This is a genomic window from Tolypothrix sp. FACHB-123 (assembly GCF_014697075.1).
Classification (GTDB): Bacteria; Cyanobacteriota; Cyanobacteriia; order Cyanobacteriales; family Nostocaceae; genus Aulosira.
In genome coordinates, this window is the sequence record NZ_JACJRE010000045.1 from 45,953 (window position 1) to 63,684 (window position 17,732).

Consider the following 17,732-nt stretch of genomic DNA (forward strand, 5'->3'; position numbering starts at 1 on the left):
AAATGACAAATGACTAATTACCAATGACTTTTACTTCTACCAAAACTCTAGCCGATTTAGTTCGCGCTGACTTCCCGATTTTGCATCAGGAAGTCAACGGTAAACCCTTAGTTTACCTAGATAATGCGGCTACTTCCCAAAAACCTCTCCAGGTGTTAAATACCCTGCGAGATTATTACGAAAAGTATAATGCTAACGTCCATCGGGGCGCGCATATTCTCAGCGCTCAAGCTACTGATGCTTATGAAGGTGCTAGAGATAAAGTTGCCAAATTTATTAATGCTACATCGCGTCAAGAAATTGTCTACACCCGCAACGCGAGTGAGGCGATTAACTTGGTGGCTTATAGCTGGGGAATGAATAATTTGCAGCCAGGAGATGAAATTATTCTGTCAGTGATGGAACACCACAGTAATATAGTTCCTTGGCAATTTGTAGCCCAAAAAACGGGTGCGGTACTCAAATTTGTTGAACTGACTCCAGAACAAACTTTTGATTTTGAACAGTTCAAAACACTAATTTCTGCTAAAACTAAATTAGTGTCAGTAGTTCATGTTTCTAACACCTTGGGTTGTATAAATCCAGTGAAAGAAATAGCTGCGATCGCTCACAGATACGGTGCGAAATTCTTAATGGATGCTTGTCAAAGTGTCCCTCATATGCATATTGATGTACAGGATATTGACTGTGATTGGTTAGTCGCCTCCGGTCATAAAATGTGCGCCCCAACTGGGATAGGCTTTTTGTATGGCAAATTAGAACTGTTAGAATCTATGCCACCATTTTTTGGTGGTGGTGAGATGATTGCTGAGGTATATTTAGACCATTCCACCTATGCGGAATTACCCCATAAATTTGAAGCGGGTACGCCAGCAATTGGGGAAGCGATCGCTCTTGGTGCAGCAATCGATTATCTTACTAGTATAGGTATGGATAAAATCCATGCTTATGAAGCCGAATTAACAGCTTATTTGTTCCAACAATTAGCGCAAATTCCCCAAATTCAAATTTACGGGCCGAAACCGAATGCTAAAGGTGAAGGTAGAGCCGCTTTAGCCTCATTTACCGTAACAGATATTCACGCCAATGATTTATCTACATTATTAGATCAAGAAGGCGTTGCTATTCGTTCTGGACATCACTGTACTCAACCATTACACCGTTACTTAAATGTGGCGGGAACTGCAAGAGCAAGTTTATATTTCTACAATACCCGTGAGGAAATTGATATTTTTATCAAGGCTTTGAAGGAGACTATTGACTTTTTTGCCGGAATATTTGCTTAATTTTAGGTGGGTATAACCCACCTTTTTTAATCTGCAAATTTTAAACTTTTTCTAACTGTTCAACCTCTGCACCTGCAATTAAATTCTTCAGATAGTCGCGGGTTTCAGCGAAGGTTAAATACAAAAAATTGTTGTACTGAACCAGAATTTCGTATTGATCGAGAATAACTTGGTTGGCATCTTCACGCCAACTCAGACCGTAAATTAATCCTAAATTACAAGCCTTGCTTCCCAACTCCCCGATTTCTAAGAGTATCTCTTTATATTCCGGTTTGAGTTTCCCTGTTTTAATCATTTCATCAAGTAGGGCTTGATATTCAGTATTGGCTGCACTCATAAGTCGTATAAAATTTAGCAACAAGCACCTGTAATTATAACCGCTAAAAATTAAAAGTATTGAAATTGAGACATAGCCTATTTGCGCACGCGATTATGCGCCGCTCCTGAATTTGTGTGTTGCCAAAAGTCTACTATATAAAAATTAATGTTTAGTGCAGCTGCTACCAAGTTGCAATAAAATGTAGTATCTGTCATTGCAACCAAGATTGCCACACAACGCTTGCAACAGGCTCCGTGAAGAGAAGCAATCTCATTAATTTAAAGCTACTACAACAGACTGCAATTTAGTATGATTTTGGTAGTTTATCTATAAGCTTATCTTATAAGTCATTCTTCATAACTACTTTTTGTAAATTTTCCAAAAAACAGTATTACACACTACTATTTTTCAGTAATCACAAAAGTTTTTGGTTTACTGACTATATCTTAAGTTTTTTTAGCTCCCTCTACTTAATAATGCTGACGTAATAACCGAAGATTCTGCCAAATTGGCATGACAAATTTACTATTAGCGCTTTTAATCTTAAATATCAAATTGGCATTATATAAATAAGGAATAAATAGACAATTTAAACAATTCAAGTTTTATTCCAAGTTGAGTGAAATAATTTTACGAATAGATAGCTAGAGTTATGAGAAGTAAAAATCATGTAACTCTGCTTATCAATAATTTCATAATTATATAGCCAAGAAATTCTGAACACAGCAACACTACCAACTTTATCAGCTTTTAATTTTTTATCAAAATTAAAAAATTGGGTGATCTACTACTCAGGTAATGAGTCTTAATTAAGAATTTTATCACTGTACTGTTTGATGATTAAGATTATACCCAATGATAAATTATCAAAATGATTTTTTATTAAAAGTACCATCTGGTAATTTACAAATTTCCGATCTAACTCTAACGGATATCAGCAAAATTGATCAACAAGTATATTTTTCTCTGATTATTCCCACATATCAAGAGCGTGACAATATCAAGAATGTAGTTAGTAGACTGAGTCAGGTATTAGATGAGTTTATACCAGGTGATTACGAACTGATTATAGTAGACGATGATAGTCCAGATGGCACTTGGGAAGTAGCAGTTTCTTTGATCCCAGAATACCCTCAGTTACGAGTAATGCGTCGTCAACATGAGCGGGGACTTTCTTCAGCTGTAATTCGTGGTTGGCAAGCAGCTAGGGGTCATATTTTAGGGGTGATTGACGGAGATTTGCAGCATCCGCCTCATGTGTTATTGCAACTTTTAGATGCAATACAACAAGGAGCAGATTTGACAGTAGCAAGTCGTCATACTGAAGGTGGTGGTGTTAGTAGTTGGAGTTTTGTTAGACGTTTTTTATCCCGAGGTGCGCAACTATTGGGATTAGTAATTCTTCCCAGTGTATTAGGTCGGGTTTCTGACCCGATGAGTGGTTATTTTATTGTGCGTCGTCAGTGCATCACAAATGTGACCCTCAATCCTGTAGGATATAAAATTTTGCTTGAGGTGATTGGACGGGGTAAAGTCAGACAAATTTCTGAAGTTGGTTATGTATTCTCTGAACGCAAACAGGGTGAAAGCAAAGTTACTTGGAAGCAATATTTAGATTACATTCACCACTTAGTAAGATTGCGATTCTCTACAGGGAAATTGGGGCAATTTACTCAAAGTATTGATTTTCCCATTAATCGATTTATCCGCTTTGGTTTAGTGGGGCTGATTGGGGTATTTGTAGATATGGCAATTCTATACTTACTTAGCGATCCAACAACACTAGGGTTGCCTCTAACTCGCGCTAAAATCATTGCGGGAGAAATTGCTATTATCAATAATTTTCTCTGGAATGATGCTTGGACTTTTGCAGATGTTGTTATGCAGCAGCAACAATGGAGTCAGCGTTTAAAACGGTTTTTAAAATTCAATTTTATTTGCATGGCCGGACTAGTATTAAATGTGCTAGTTTTGAATCTTGTGTTTAATTTTATAATTCACAACCGCTATATTGCTAATTTGATTGCGATTGCTGTTGCAACTATCTGGAATTTCTGGGTTAATTTGAAACTTAGTTGGCGAGTAACAGAAGTTAAATAAAGATTTTTATACCAGAACTATGCTGATCTAGGTGCATCCCTAATCAAACTCTACAAAATATATTTTCTTTTGAAAAAGCAATCACGTCATTTGGATCAGATTTGTCTCATGCAATTTAATAAACTTTTATGCTTGCTTATTAATGGCAAATATATCAAACGTCCGCATATTATACTTGGCATTTTGATGCTAATTGGTCTGTTACTACGTCTGCCAAGCCTAAAATGGGGTCTATGGCGGGATGAAGGTTCGACTTATTTCGATGCAATGCCAATAGATTTACATGAAGTAATTAATACTGTCATCTATAGCGAACTAAATCCACCTGGTTTTTACATAATTATGCACCAATGGATGCAGTGGTTTGGTAGCGATGAAGTAATTTTAAAGATACCTGCATTGATTGTTAGTGTTTTACTAATTCCTGCGACTTATAAACTAGGTTCTCTAATAAGTTCACCTCTAGTAGGAATTGTAACTGCGGCTATAACTACTGTTGCGCCAGAGGCTATATATTATTCTCAAGAGGCTCGTCCATACGCTTTAGCAGCTTTATTATCTTGTTTAGTAATATTTTTATACTGCAAAGTCATCGATAGTAAAAAACAAATATGGTATTTATTAGGTTTTGTAATTTGTGCAGATTTACTACTTTATGTACAGTATACAGGTTTGATTTTGCTGACTAGCCTTGCGATCATTACTCTTTACTTGCAATGGCGTAGTATGGCAAATATTCGTCTAATGCATTTTTTTGTAGCTTACTTAATCATTTTTTTGCTATTTACACCGTGGTTGCAAGTTTTTTTTACACATCTACATACTGGTCTTCCTTGGGTTACTAAAGAATCTTGGTTAATGCGACCTAAACTCTTATATGAAAATTTTCTTTATACTTTACCTGTAACTGGAGGAAAAAAAGTCTTAGTAGCCCTGAGTGTGTTAGCTTTAATTTTTCAATTGAGTCCGGTTTTTTCTTATAGTCAAAAATTTATTCACCAATGGAAATTAAAGTTAAAAACATCTACATTCATATTGAGTTTCAGCGTCTTACTATCAGCTATTATGCTAGCTGCACTTTCCCATCAAGGACGCTATATGTTTCCTTTTACGCCTCTTGCTTGGGTAGTCTATAGTAACTTTGTGATTAATCTTTTCAAGCGCATAGATAACTACTGGAGTAGAGAATTTAATCGTTTTATCAAGCAGATAATTGTTGTCTTGGTTATTTTTTCAATCGTTTTACCCAATGCAAAATACGCTATATCTTTAGGGAATACCGATAAATCGGGAATACGATCGCTAGCCGCTGATGTTCAGAAAAAGCATCAAGAAAAGACTATCTACCTGATTAGCCCTGACTTGTTAGGCCCTACATTTGGTTATTATTTTGCACAGAACCCAGTTAAGTTTTATGGTGTTGGGCGATGGAATAGACCAGAAATATTCAGCCCTCAAGGCTATGCAGAAGTATGGGAAAGCTCAACATTAATATCAGATATAAAACAGGGTATCCAAGGTGAGATTGACAATGGTTATAGACAATTAGTTCTTATTCAAGATATGGGCGTTACAAGTGATGCAGGAAAAATGAAATATAGCCGAGTTAATGAAGCTTTGGCAATGTTAAAGCAAAAATATTCTTTACTAGAAAAAACTGATTATCCTGGTACCCATGAATCTATAACTGTTTATAAGTTCACACTAATAAAAAACTAATAAAGAGAAAAATTTTTTGCTGTTTTTTCAGGGGAATATACAATGTCCGCCACGAATGGAACGAAGCGAAATCAATGGTAAAGGGGTAAAGGTTGGGATTGCTTCGCTCCCTACCATGCAGAAACCCTCTTGTTTGCCAAAGACAGTGTAACTCTTTTGGCGCTTAATAAAGCTATGCCTTACCCCTACGGGGAAGCAAGCTATGCACAACGTCTCTTAGCTTAATCAAGACTATTGCAATGTCCATGCAGCTTGAAAAAAGTCACGCTCGCAGAACATGGCGTAACGATAGGTAGATTGTACCAACGGTGTAGCACTGGCGTAATTATCAACTAAAGTTTCTAATTGTTGTGCTAAAGGTTGAAATTCTGCGCTGCTGTAAGTTTGAATCCAGTTTGTATATGCATGGTTAGGAATACCATTTACAGCTAACTGTTCTCCCAAAAAAGCATACAGGCGCATACATGGAGACATCGCCGCCGCTGTTAATCCCACATTTCCACCCCAAGCTGTGGCTAATAAAAAGTCAGTGTAGCGGCGGGTAGCTGCGCCTGGTTCTACAGCCTGTAAGTTAACTCCCCATTGCGCAGCATAGCTTTCATGCAGCTTGAGTTCTTGCAACACGCCATCAGCTAGGGCGTGAAATGTGGTGAATCCCTGCCAATCTGGTGCTTTAGCGGCGGCGACACTGTAAGCACGGGCAAAAGCTTCTAAGAAAAAAGCATCTTGTCCGACATAATAAGCAAATTTTTCTGCCGCTAGACTACCATCAGCTATGCCTTGCACAAAAGGATGCTCTAGACAAGCTAAGGCTAAATCTTGATTAACTGTCCATAATTCAAGGGATAGGGCATTGGGCATGGGGCATTGGGCATGGGGCAAGTCAAATATAATTCTTAATTCTTAATTTTGAATTTTGAATTTTGAATTGTTTGTCTCCCTAGAAGGGAAAGAACTGTAACAATACAGAACCAAGGCTACCTAAGAAGTCAAAAAAGCTTGGTTTGCCAACATTTACTTTACCATCTGGGGGTGTTTGTAATTCTTTGATAAATGCTTGGGCTGTTTGGATACCAGGAGCGTTTTTTTGCTCTGTAAAGAGTTTGGCGGCAATCTCCGCATCTTTGAATGCGCCTTGTCTATCTAATATTTGGTAACGGGCAACACCACGGGCTAGGTAAGCTTCACCGTAGCCGGTTTTGGTGGCGATCGCTTGATTAAAATAATCAATAGCTTGTTGTGTATTGCCTCTTTGGGCTTCTGCTATCCCCCAAGCATAAAATTCTTCTGGGGTGGCAATTTGTGTGGGTATGCCAATTGCACCCTGTAAATAAGTACTATTGAGATTGACGCCAGTTAATTCTGCATTAACTAGATAGGAGTTTCTGAAGTCTGCACTTGCTAAATTTGCGCCTGCAAGTCTGGCGGCGCTGAGGTTCGCTCCAAATAAACTCGCACCGGCTAAGTTTGCACCGCGCAAATCAGCACCAGTTAAGTTTGCACGGCTGAGGTTTGCACCGGCAAGATTAGCTCCGCTTAAATTCGCTCCCGTTAAGTCAGTCAAAACTAAACCTGCACCTATCAAGTCACAGTTTTGACACTGTTTGGTCGATAATAATTGTCTAATATGTTCGGAATTCGCTGCTTCGACTCTCGTTGTCAAGCTAATTATTGTTAAAAATACGGTTGTGGCTAAAACTTGGCTTTTCATACTCTTTGCCGCCATATCGATGACTGAGTTCTCAACTTTCGCTGAGATATATTTATACTTCAGCCTATGATATGAACAATCTTAGCGAGTCGCCACAATTAGTATTAAAGATTACTTAGAGTTTGAGTATAAATAAAGGCTTGTTTAGGATTTAAGTTAATATTGCCAGTTTGTTTAGGATTGGACAAACTCAATCCTGTAAATAAACTAAGGCTGAGTGTCAAACCAACCGCTAGTAATAATTTTTCGAGCATAATAGTTACTCCACATAGTTGCCAAGAAATCACTGAAGATGAGGTTGATCGTAAGTATTATTTATTTTTCGGCAACGCTAAGTGATAACCGCTGCTATTTACTGTGATATAAGTCCGATAGGGTTGTGATTGCGATCGCCATTTTAGGGGCTAGGGCGTGTCTTCAAACCCCAAAAGCCTTCAGGCTGGAAGCCTGGGGCTATCGTTACAAAGCCCACCTTCGTGGGCTAAAGAATTCAGCCTACGAAGGTGGGCTTCGTGTGATTAGCCCCACCCTTGAGGGTGAGGGCGTTAATGTGCAGCCTTACGTGGTATTAGCTGAGGAAGTTTAAACCACCTGTAGCGGCGATGACACCAGCGATCGCACTTGCAACTAGTGAAGTCAAAGCTGTACCAAATAGCCACCATGCAGCAGTTGCAACGCTTTTCTTGGTTTCTTCCACTTGCTTTTTGGCTTGGTGTTGGATGGCTTTGATGCGTTTTTGCGTTTCTTGTTGAATGCGTTCGGCGCGGTGTAATACGCTATCTCGTGCAGCTTCTACGCGATCGATAATTCTGTTAGCATCTTCCTCAGATATATCGCTGCGCGAACTGATTAACGCTACTAGGGTATCGCGATCGAAGTTGCTGAGGCGATCGCGTAAGGCTTCAAATCCAGCTTGGGGATCGTCAAACAATTTCGCAAAGTCTTGCTGGATGTTTTCGTAGTTCAATTCTGGACGATCTAAGGAGTTGAGATAGTCGCGAATTCGGCTAGTGGAGTTATCTAGCACTGATTGGACTTTTTGCTGAATCTGTTGATATTGCTGACTCAAGGAGTCGCGCACAGACTCGATTTGATCCATGATGCGGTTAGCTTCTTCTTCGGAGATGTCTTCCCGTTGGGAGAGTAAGCTGACAATTGTGGAACGATCGAATTTGGATAAGCGATCGCTTAAGTTACCAATTCCCAATCTTGGATCTTGCAGCAGTAATTGTAAATCGCGCTTGATACCTTCAGGGTTGAGTTCTTCTTTATTGGTATGACGCAGGTAATTTTCTAAAGTCTTACCAAAGTCTACAACTTTTTGGGTAGTGCGCTTTGCTAAACGTTGCGGTGCGTTGACAATATTATTAATCGCTGTTTGGAATTGATCGATAGTACGATTAATTTGTTCTTCGCTGAGGTTTCCGCGTTGGCTGAGGAGTTGTACCAAGGTATCGCGATCGAATTGCGATAGGCGTTCTCTTAAAGCTACAGCACCTTCTTGCGGATCTGCGAGTAGAGTTTCTAAATCACGGCGAATACCTTCGGGGTTGAGTTCTTCTAAATTGGTATTGCGGAGATATTCAGCAATTTTAGCGCTAGTTTGTTCGTATTGTTCCTTGGCTTTACCTGCTAAGGCTTGCGGTGCTTGTAAGATGTTATCTCTAACTTCTTCTAAGCGATCGATAGTTTGATTAATCTGCTCTTCGCTCAAATCTTGACGCTGAGATAGCAGTTGTACCAAAGTATCGCGATCGAATTGCGATAAGCGTTCTCTTAAGGCAGAAATTCCCGCTTGTGGGTCTTCAAGTAAAGTTCTAAAATCGCGTTTGATACCTTCAGGATTGAGTTCATCCTTATTGGTATTACGCAGATAATCTTCTACTCGTTGACGCAGTTCAGCCGTTTTAGCTTGTGCTTGCTCTTGCAGTTCTCTCACATTATTTAAGACAGAGTCGCGAGTGCTTTCGAGTTTGTTAATAATATTATTAACTTCCTCGTCGCTCAAGTCTTGACGTTGCTGAAGCACTTGAATAAATGTCTCGCGATTCAATTGTGAGAAACGTGCTTGTAAATCTTCTAAAGCTGCTTGTGGATCTGCTAACAAGTCAGAAAAATTCTGCTGAATATTTTCTGGCGTAAGTTCTTCCTTACCTGTGGAACGCAGATAATTTTCGATTTGCGTCTGTACATCTTGCCATTGTTTTTTGGCTGTACCTTGTTGTACAGTTGCTAAAACTTCTTGGCGAATACTTTCTAGCTGCTGGACAATTTCTTTAACTCGCGCTTCGCTCAGATCGCTGCGTCTAATTAGCAAGTTTGTGAGATAGTCGGGATCGATTTCTGCTAATTCTCGGCCTGTGGTTTCTGGATCGGCTTGTGGATCGTAGATGATATCTTTAAATTCATCTTTAATTGTCAAGCGATTAAAATGCCAAGGGAAGGAATTAGAGATGTATTCCTCGACATCAGCTTTAATATTGTTGGGGTTTGATTGTGGTAAATTCTCAGATATTTGTTCGGTAGTTTTATCTGTGAATTTTTGTAGTTCGGTTGTAATTTTCTCAACATCAATGTCTTGAACTTTGTCTTTCAGCTTTTGCAACTGATTGGTAATCTTGTCTACATCGATATCAGAAAGATTAACTCTATCTAATAATAATGGGACAGCCGCACCTACACCATATTTTACAGCTTGCTTCAGTCCACCGTTGCTACTACCATTACCATTTCCACCACCAACTGTAACTAATTCCTGAAGGCGTTCGCCTAAGTTTTCGGATTTTAATTCTTCAGGTGTGGCAGATTTGAGAATGTTAATTACTTGCTCTGTGGGATTTGTGCGCGATGCAGCTTGTTTCCAAGCGGCTTCTAATTGATCGGCAATTTTGTTGATATCGCCTGAAGATAAATTTAAGCGATCGCTAATTAAATCCACAAAGGTTTGGCGATTAATATTGCGGATTGCATCGCTATTAGCAATATCCTGGAAATTGACATCTTTGAGTATCTGCTGAAATTGATTGCCAATTTCTTTGACATTTAGGTTTGGTACTTGCAGCGAATTTAAGGAACTTTGTAGCGTATTGCGAATACTATCAGCATCAAAACCTGAAGTTAATTCTCTCCGTACTGCTGCTGTGATTTCTTCAGCAGTGGAAACCATTTGTTTTTGGGCTACATTTGCACCTATACCCGCAGTTGCAGCACCAGTTAGGGTTTGCAACCCAGAAGTAAAGGTACTGGCGAGAGAACCAATTAAGGAACCGACGGTTGATGAACCTAACCAAACTACCAAAAAGAAAAAGGTAGACCAGATAACTATACCGATAATGGCTCCAAATAAGGCACTTTGGATTAAACTTAGTTTCACTGCTAAAAAACTAGCAGCAAATATAGAAATTGTTGAGGTAATTAATGCCCAAATGCCAATTTTAGATTCTACTTCGCGAATTTTATGCCCCAAACTTTCTGAGCCTTCGTCATCATCGTCATCATCAATATCCCACGAGGAAATCCCCGCAGCTACAGAAAAGTTGGTTAACAGCAATTGAAAGGCTAATGCCATTAAAGTACCAGCCAAGAATGCCACAAAAAACTTTGGACTAGAAAAGATAATTGGCAATCTTTCGGAACTGATAACTTCTGGTATACCGTTAGTAGATGTTACTCCCAACGATAGCCAATCCCATCTCAACATAGTTTCAAAATTATGAAACATAGAATTATCTCTCTTACGTGTGATGGTTGAAATGCCATTTCTGGAAAAAATGGCTTATTTATTAGTCTAGAAAGTAGTTATAGTTACATACACTTTCCTAAGTCATAAATTTAGTAATCAAAAGATATACTTCTTTCTAAATAAGTATATATATGGTTGATTTTTCAATTAACCTTATTTGGCCATCAATACCCGATAATTAAGTTAATTATTTGCTGGATTAATTGGCAAATAAATGTTCATTAACAACAGTTTTTATCCGGATATGCCCGATTTAAGATTAAAAATAATTATGATAAAAATTATCTATAAGTTCAATCAGATTTCTAGATATTACTCTCATGATCTTTGCAAATATTTACAATTCTTTTTTAAAGAAAATCGATTCATAAAATTAGATTTTCAAACTATATATCTGGATATATTTTAGGTATTTTCTAATTATCTATATCCAATGATAGATAAATAATTTCTCCCAAATGATTGATGAAAAATGATTTTAAAAAAAGCATAAATAAGCTTAGAGAGCTTACATAATTTAGCTGTTTAAGTAATTTTCTTATTGGGGAGAAAAAAATGACTGTAGTAACTAGACGTGCTATAGGCGTATTTCATAATCGTAGTGATGTTGAACAAGCTCTGCGCGAGTTAGGTAATGCCGGCATTGTTATGGATAGAGTATCCGTAATTGCTAGAGATAGAGACCATAACGGTGAAATTGCTGGCGCACAAGTGACCGAGAAGGTTGGCGATAAATCTGATGAAGGTGCAAAAGTTGGTGCAGTTTCCGGTGGTGCGTTGGGTGGTTTAACAGGTTTATTGGTGGGTCTTGGTACTTTAGCAATCCCCGGAATTGGCCCCATTATGCTAGCTGGCGCAGCAGCTACAGCTTTAGCGACAACTATAGCTGGTGGTGCGATCGGTGCAGCGGCTGGTAGTTTACTTGGTGGATTAATTGGGTTAGGAATTCCCGAAGAACGCGCCAGAGTTTACAATGAACGAGTCGAACGAGGCGGTTATTTAGTCATAGTTGATGGTACAGACGAAGACATTGCTAGAGCCGAACCAATTCTGCGGCGCTGGAATATTGAAGAATTCAATGTATTCGACCGTCCACGCAGTGAATATGATGTTCCCGGTACTCCTGTGGGTGCTGTAGGTACTGGAGTTGCGCATACTCCTGTTGTTACTCATGGAGATGTGCGCGCCAATAGAAGAGCGATTGGGGTGTTTGCGCACCGTCGCGATGCAGAAGCAGCACTGACAGAACTGCGCGACGCAGGTTTCCCCATGAGCCGAGTTTCGATCATAGCCAAAAACCAAGATGGCGATCGCATTGCTGGCGTTAATACTGGTGTAGATAGAAATGTTGCTACTGGTAATAAAGCTGATGAAGGCGCGAAAGCAGGTGCAGCTACAGGCGCAGCTTTAGGCGGTTTAGGTGGTTTATTGGTCGGGTTGGGTGCATTAGCTATCCCCGGAGTCGGCCCTGTGATTGCCGGTGGTGCAGCGGCTACAGCTTTGGCTACAGCCGTTACTGGTGGCGCAATTGGTGCTGCTGCTGGTGGGATTACAGGTGGTTTGGTTGGCTTAGGTATTCCCGAAAATCGTGCCAAAGTTTATAGCGATCGCTTTAATCGCGGCGACTATATCGTAATGGTCGATGGTACAGAATCAGAAATTCATCAAGCTGAAGCCATCCTCAAACGTCGGGGAATTGAAGAATTCGCAGTTTATGACGCCACTGATTTAGATCGAGTCCATCACAGCGATCGCAATGTGGTTGATACTTCTCGCACTACTCATCCAGGTGACTTAGGTAGAGACGAGCCTGCTGTGGTGATTATCGATCGCCGTGACGAAACTGTCTAAGGCTGCAAAATTCCCCTAATCGGAGCAAGGCTAAAAATGATACCAATTTGAAAAAAGAATACAACAGATACACAATCTCAAATCGCTGTGATATCTAGCTTTTTGAATTTTGAATTTTGAATTGGTATTACTTGCTCCTGTTTGCTCCTACACACATCATCAAATTCGCATGTTTAAATCAAGAGCAAAGAAATGAAAAAATTTACACCTATCCTAATTAGCAGTCTTCTTATTTTTGGTGCTGTTGCTTGTGACAATACTGAAAGAACCAGCGAATCAGCACCGGCTAATCCTAATGAAGCTGTGGAAAGACCTGATGCTCAAGCAACAGAAGCTGCTCAAAATGACGCTCAAAGCGAGCTTCGTCGCAGACAATTAAATGCTGATATTCGTGCTCGTGAACAGCGCAACAATGCTACTGGCGGCGATACTCAAAGAGCAGCAGCGGATCTTGCTAGTGAAGTTCGCTCTAAATTAGAAGCGAATATTCCTAATGGTGCTTTGACAGTTGAAGCTGCTGAAAATGGTACAGTTACTGTTGGTGGAACTGTTAATAATCAAGATCAGTTAAATAAAATTGCACCTTTATCTAAGGAAATTAAAGGTGTCAAACAAGTAGTTGTCAAAGCAGTCGTTGCTCCACCAACTCAATAAAATTGATAACCATAAATCCTAGTTAATCTTACTAGGATTTTCTGCTAAAATTTCATAATAATCAAAGCCTGTAATCAAAAACTTATGTATAATTGATTATAGGCTTTTGCCGCGATCGCAATGATTTTCAATTACCAATCTTGAGTATTTTTTTGATTGAATATCAATCAACAATTAAAATCTAGTGAAGCACACAATATAAAAGTTATGGCGACAGAACAACAGCAAATAGAATTAGCTAACTCTACCTCCCCAGAAGGTACAGTAGCTCTTACAGGTGCAGACAATCAAAATTTGCCAAAGCTACCTCCTGCTAGCCAATCTAACGAACAATGGCAACAAATTGGTAGTCAAGTTTCTGATTTTTTAGCAAAGCTTCCTGAATATGTAAGCAGATTTTTTAACCAATATCAACAGCCTTTAGTCACTGTATTTTTGATTTTGTCTGCGATTGTCACACTAAAAGTAGTGTTAGCAATTCTCAGTGCAATTAATGGAATTCCTTTAATTGCGCCAACTTTTGAGTTAATTGGTATTGGTTACACAGCCTGGTTTGTTTACCGTTATTTGATTAAAGCTGAAAATCGTCAAGAATTAGCTCAGGAAATTAGAAATTTCCAAAATCAAATTGTTGGCTCATAATTTACTGATGCCTTAATGTTGGTTAATCAATTATTTCAATGTAGCCTAGCACTTAAAGGGGCTACATTTTTCGTTTATGGTCAGTAACTTAGTCCTTGATCTTTCAGGAATGAAGTGCTGACTACAAACTAGAAAAATAAGATTAAATAATATATATCTAGAGATAGAGTAAATAGTTGATTATCGTCAGTAATGCACTTCTAAAGATAGTATCATTATCTCAATGAAAAGCTTAATCTAGTCCAAGAGTTATTCAACAAAATGTTTAACGAGGACTTGAGTTATGACTAATAAAGATGTTAAAAAAGCAATAGATTCTTCTGAGCGCGTTGAATCAGATTCTTATGATAGAGGTATTATTCCCGCAGAAACAGCAGCGCGTAGAGAAAGAGAAGGAGACTTATATAAAACAGTCCCCACCGAAGAAAGAGAAGCCAGCGCTCCCACCGATGACCAAACCCACTCTGATAGCATCCGCACTACAGATGGCTATACAGTTGATAAAGAAGGTTTATTAAACAACTACGCTGTTGAGCCAGAAATGTACTATGAAGTACCTGGTGATGCGCAAGAATCAGCAGCACAAGACACAGCTAACCGTGTTGAAGAACTTATCGAAGCGAATGAAGATAAAGAAGGTGAGTTAACAGACAAGGATGATACTCGCGGTAGAGGCCCAGGACTTGTTTAACTTTGTTACTGTCAATAAGCTCTGAAATTTCTAGTGGTACTGTAATTATGATGAGGATTTTTTTCCTCATCTTTATTTTTTAGGATTTAAATCTCAAACGGCTCAATTTGCCGATCGCACCATTCTCTTTGATACCATTCAGCCACTAAGGGACGAACAATAAATTTAGGTTGGCGATCGCCTTTGACATCAATACGCAAACAAGAGTAAGGTCTGTGTTTCTTAGAACCCTGGCCGCTACGACCGATGAAAAGTTGCGATCGCGCCACTAATTTCTCATCATCTCCCCTTAATTCCTGCAATTGTGTACCTTCCGGTCTTTGGCGGCGTAAACTAAAACCACTACCACCACAAACAATCCAGGGGATATGAGAATCAGCATGTCCTGTATCTAATGTTTGCAGATATTCTAAACAATGGGCGTGACCGTTAATTACTAAATCCACTAAAGGACGACCTTGAGTTAGAGAACCTAATTTTTCTGCTACCGCATCAAAAACCCCACGCAAACGGTTACGAATTGCTAAAGTTTGCGCTTGTTCCCATTTTGTCGCCTCAGTCACATAGGGTGGATGATGAAAGAAAATTATCCTTCCCCGCACTTGTTGATTATGCCAAGATTCAATTAATTTTTGGCTGAACCAATCTAATTGTTCAATATCAATAACTGTAGTTTTATTAGAATCTAGTTGCTTTTCAATATCAACAATAATTTCTTCAATTTGTGTTAGTTTGACTTGCAAATCATCTAATTGTTCAGCATCCTGGGGATTATTCGGATTAAGAATTGCTGAATCTGCGACAATTTGCTGCTTTTCTTGCTCTAAAGCAACCCGGCGTTTCTCTAAAAATTGCCGATCGGCATCACCTGCTCGCGTTTTTGGTATTGGTGGTGGCTCGTTAAATGTATTAGAATCCAAGGCAAAGAAATCAATGCCACCATAGCGAAAAGTGTAATAGCGATTGGGCAGCCTGGTAAAGCTTCCTGGTTGATAGGAAAGACAGCGACCATTATGGATTGTACTCCTATAATGCTGGTCTAAATGACGGGCTAAATCCTCCGGAGACCCAAAAGCGCAGAGATAGTCTAAAAATGCCCTTGCATAAGCATCACCAGTTCCCGAACCATATAAACCCACATCTAAATCTAAACGCGATCGCAATAACCGCCTTATCGGTAAAGTACTAATAGAAACTAAGCCAAATAATAGCGGTAAATCATAATAATCGTGATTTCCCGGTACAGGTAAAATTGGCAGTTTGAACACCATTTTGTCATAGGCAATTTTTTTTGGTTGTTCTCCACCGATGAGAAATTCTTGGTAAGGCTGAATAAAGTTTTGTTGATAGTATTCTTTCGACCCCACAAGATAAATGACATCGCCTGTATGCAACATAAAACGGCATTCATCATGATGTGGTAGCATCAGTTCCGCCACCTGACGTTGCGGATTATGTCCCTTGTGCGTCCCGGAACCACTATCGCCAACAACCAAAAACGAGAACTCCGGATCATCTGCACGACCATCTTCTAGTACCAGCTGAGTTTGGTCAATGCGGCGTTCTAAAATTAACGGGTCTTGCCATTTTACCCGTTGCTGCATCTTGCTAATTTTTTTCGCGATCGCCGGATCGGAAACAAGTTTCAATTTAATTTACTCCTGAATGGGGCATGGGGCATGGGGCATTGGGAATTTGTTATTTGTCTCCCTTGTCCTCCTTGTCCCCTGAATTCTCAGTCGTATCTTTCATCTCAATTACCAAGTTAGGTAGTCCGTCTAACTTCTCTGTCGGTATTAACTCTTCTACTTGGGGCACAAAAATCTTCAATCCATATGGGACACATTTAACTTCTATTGGCGTGTTACCAATAATTTCACCATCTAGGGCTACTTTTTGAGGGGGATTTGTAGTAATTTTAAATTGTTTAGCTCGTAGGTAGCCAATATCATCACGTTCTACGGGATTACCCGCAGAAGCAGTTTGAAATAAATGATATGTGGCGGCGATCGCTCCGGCTTTGGTCATCGGGGCGACTATAGTTAAATCTAGCAGTCCATCATCATAAATAATTCCAGCGGGCCCTTGCGCCAAAACAGAGGTTGGGGGTGCAGCATTGGCGACGGTGACAGCCGCAGCTTGAGTTTTAATGATTCTGTCTTCGGTTTCAATTTCCACATCAAAACTTTCTAATTCGCGTAATTGCTGAATTCCAGCGAGGACATATGCCAAAATTCCAAAGCGCTTTTTTGCTTCCCTGTCTGCGCGTTCTACTGTTTCCGCTTCAAAACCTATACCTACTAGTAGTACCATCGGCAGATTGTTGCAATAGGCGACATCGACATTCTTCGTTGCACCTTGGAGAATGGTTTCACAAGCGGCTTCAATGGTATCGGGAATAGTCAAAGCTGTAGCAAAAGCGTTCGCTGTTCCCCTAGAAATGATGCCCAAAGGAATATTAGTATTAACTACAGCTGCGGCGGCGGCGGAGAGAGTCCCATCACCACCAGAGGCGATGATTTCATCTACTCCACGTTCCACTGCTGCATAAGCTAGTTTGTCAGCACCAACTTCTTCAGTAGTAAAGTAAATATCTAAGTCAATTTCTGGCTCTAGTATTGCCCGAATCTGTGCCAATTCTTGTTCTGAATCACCTTGACCAGCAACGGGATTAAAGATGAGGCAAGCGGAACGCTTCATAAAAATTAAAGCTTAAAATACACGATGATAAAATATCCAATTATTCATACCATACCTATAAAATCTCTACTTCCTCCTGATGGCTGGTTCCTGTCTAGCAAACTGCCAAAGTTATACCGATGTTTGCCTTAGAGTCCGAAAAACCGCATAGGGACTGCCAATTAAGGTAAAAGCGATCAAAACGACTTTGATGACGATCAAAACGACTTTGACGACGATCAAAACGACTTTGATGACGATCAAAACGACTTTGACGACGATCAAAACGACTTTGATGACGATCAAAACGACTTTGACGACGATCAAAACGACTTTGA

At 39.6% G+C, this 17,732-nt stretch carries 15 protein-coding genes; 7 read left to right on the forward strand and 8 right to left on the reverse strand.

Features of this window, described 5'->3' with window-relative positions:
• The first annotated feature begins 23 nt into the window (after positions 1–23).
• On the forward strand, positions 24–1,286 hold the full coding sequence (locus H6G41_RS24715; protein ID WP_190749570.1) for a cysteine desulfurase: 1,263 nt from the start codon (positions 24–26) through the stop codon (positions 1,284–1,286).
• Positions 1,287–1,326: 40 nt separating this feature from the next.
• Here the strand turns inward: H6G41_RS24715 and H6G41_RS24720 are convergent, their stop codons facing one another.
• Positions 1,327–1,623, reverse strand: coding sequence for a hypothetical protein (locus H6G41_RS24720; protein ID WP_190749572.1), 297 nt, complete (start codon positions 1,621–1,623; stop codon positions 1,327–1,329).
• Positions 1,624–2,460: 837 nt separating this feature from the next.
• On the opposite strand from H6G41_RS24720, the gene H6G41_RS24725 reads away from it, so the two are divergent.
• Together H6G41_RS24725 and H6G41_RS24730 are read left to right on the forward strand one after the other, a co-directional pair.
• Positions 2,461–3,705: a glycosyltransferase gene (locus tag H6G41_RS24725; RefSeq protein ID WP_190749574.1), complete on the forward strand. Its 1,245-nt coding sequence runs from the start codon at positions 2,461–2,463 to the stop codon at positions 3,703–3,705.
• 108 nt (positions 3,706–3,813) lie between these two features.
• Positions 3,814–5,424, forward strand: coding sequence for a glycosyltransferase family 39 protein (locus tag H6G41_RS24730; protein WP_190749576.1), 1,611 nt, complete (start codon positions 3,814–3,816; stop codon positions 5,422–5,424).
• A gap of 231 nt (positions 5,425–5,655) precedes the next feature.
• On the opposite strand, the gene H6G41_RS24735 is transcribed toward H6G41_RS24730, so the two are convergent.
• The 4 genes from H6G41_RS24735 to H6G41_RS24750 form a co-directional block, all read right to left on the reverse strand.
• A complete protein-coding gene (locus H6G41_RS24735; RefSeq protein ID WP_190749578.1) occupies positions 5,656–6,285 on the reverse strand; it encodes a TenA family protein in 630 nt (209 codons plus the stop codon).
• A 79-nt stretch (positions 6,286–6,364) separates the two neighbouring features.
• The gene (locus tag H6G41_RS24740; protein WP_190749580.1) at positions 6,365–7,135 is read right to left on the reverse strand and encodes a pentapeptide repeat-containing protein; all 771 of its coding nucleotides are present in this window, start codon (positions 7,133–7,135) and stop codon (positions 6,365–6,367) included.
• 104 nt (positions 7,136–7,239) lie between these two features.
• Positions 7,240–7,389, reverse strand: a complete 150-nt coding sequence (locus tag H6G41_RS24745; protein ID WP_190749582.1) for a hypothetical protein — start codon at positions 7,387–7,389, stop codon at positions 7,240–7,242.
• 314 nt (positions 7,390–7,703) lie between these two features.
• Positions 7,704–10,856, reverse strand: a complete 3,153-nt coding sequence (locus H6G41_RS24750; protein WP_190749584.1) for an MFS transporter — start codon at positions 10,854–10,856, stop codon at positions 7,704–7,706.
• A gap of 576 nt (positions 10,857–11,432) precedes the next feature.
• Between H6G41_RS24750 and H6G41_RS24755 the strand changes: the two genes are divergently transcribed.
• The 4 genes from H6G41_RS24755 to H6G41_RS24770 all read left to right on the forward strand — a co-directional run bounded on the left by H6G41_RS24755 (position 11,433) and on the right by H6G41_RS24770 (position 14,715).
• Positions 11,433–12,728, forward strand: a complete 1,296-nt coding sequence (locus tag H6G41_RS24755; RefSeq protein WP_190749586.1) for a histidine kinase — start codon at positions 11,433–11,435, stop codon at positions 12,726–12,728.
• Between the two features lie 192 nt (positions 12,729–12,920).
• Positions 12,921–13,382: a BON domain-containing protein gene (locus H6G41_RS24760; protein ID WP_190749588.1), complete on the forward strand. Its 462-nt coding sequence runs from the start codon at positions 12,921–12,923 to the stop codon at positions 13,380–13,382.
• Between the two features lie 207 nt (positions 13,383–13,589).
• Complete coding sequence (locus H6G41_RS24765) at positions 13,590–14,024, forward strand: CAAD domain-containing protein (RefSeq protein WP_190749590.1); 435 nt, start codon at positions 13,590–13,592, stop codon at positions 14,022–14,024.
• Positions 14,025–14,307: 283 nt separating this feature from the next.
• A complete protein-coding gene (locus tag H6G41_RS24770; RefSeq protein ID WP_190749592.1) occupies positions 14,308–14,715 on the forward strand; it encodes a hypothetical protein in 408 nt (135 codons plus the stop codon).
• 86 nt (positions 14,716–14,801) lie between these two features.
• On the opposite strand, the gene H6G41_RS24775 is transcribed toward H6G41_RS24770, so the two are convergent.
• The 3 genes from H6G41_RS24775 to H6G41_RS34810 all read right to left on the reverse strand — a co-directional run.
• Positions 14,802–16,364, reverse strand: a complete 1,563-nt coding sequence (locus H6G41_RS24775) for a metallophosphoesterase (RefSeq protein ID WP_190749594.1) — start codon at positions 16,362–16,364, stop codon at positions 14,802–14,804.
• Positions 16,365–16,413: 49 nt separating this feature from the next.
• On the reverse strand, positions 16,414–17,415 hold the full coding sequence (locus H6G41_RS24780; protein WP_190749596.1) for a YegS/Rv2252/BmrU family lipid kinase: 1,002 nt from the start codon (positions 17,413–17,415) through the stop codon (positions 16,414–16,416).
• Positions 17,416–17,509: 94 nt separating this feature from the next.
• The coding region (locus H6G41_RS34810) for a hypothetical protein (RefSeq protein WP_206756951.1) at positions 17,510–17,732 on the reverse strand (223 nt) is incomplete at its 5' end.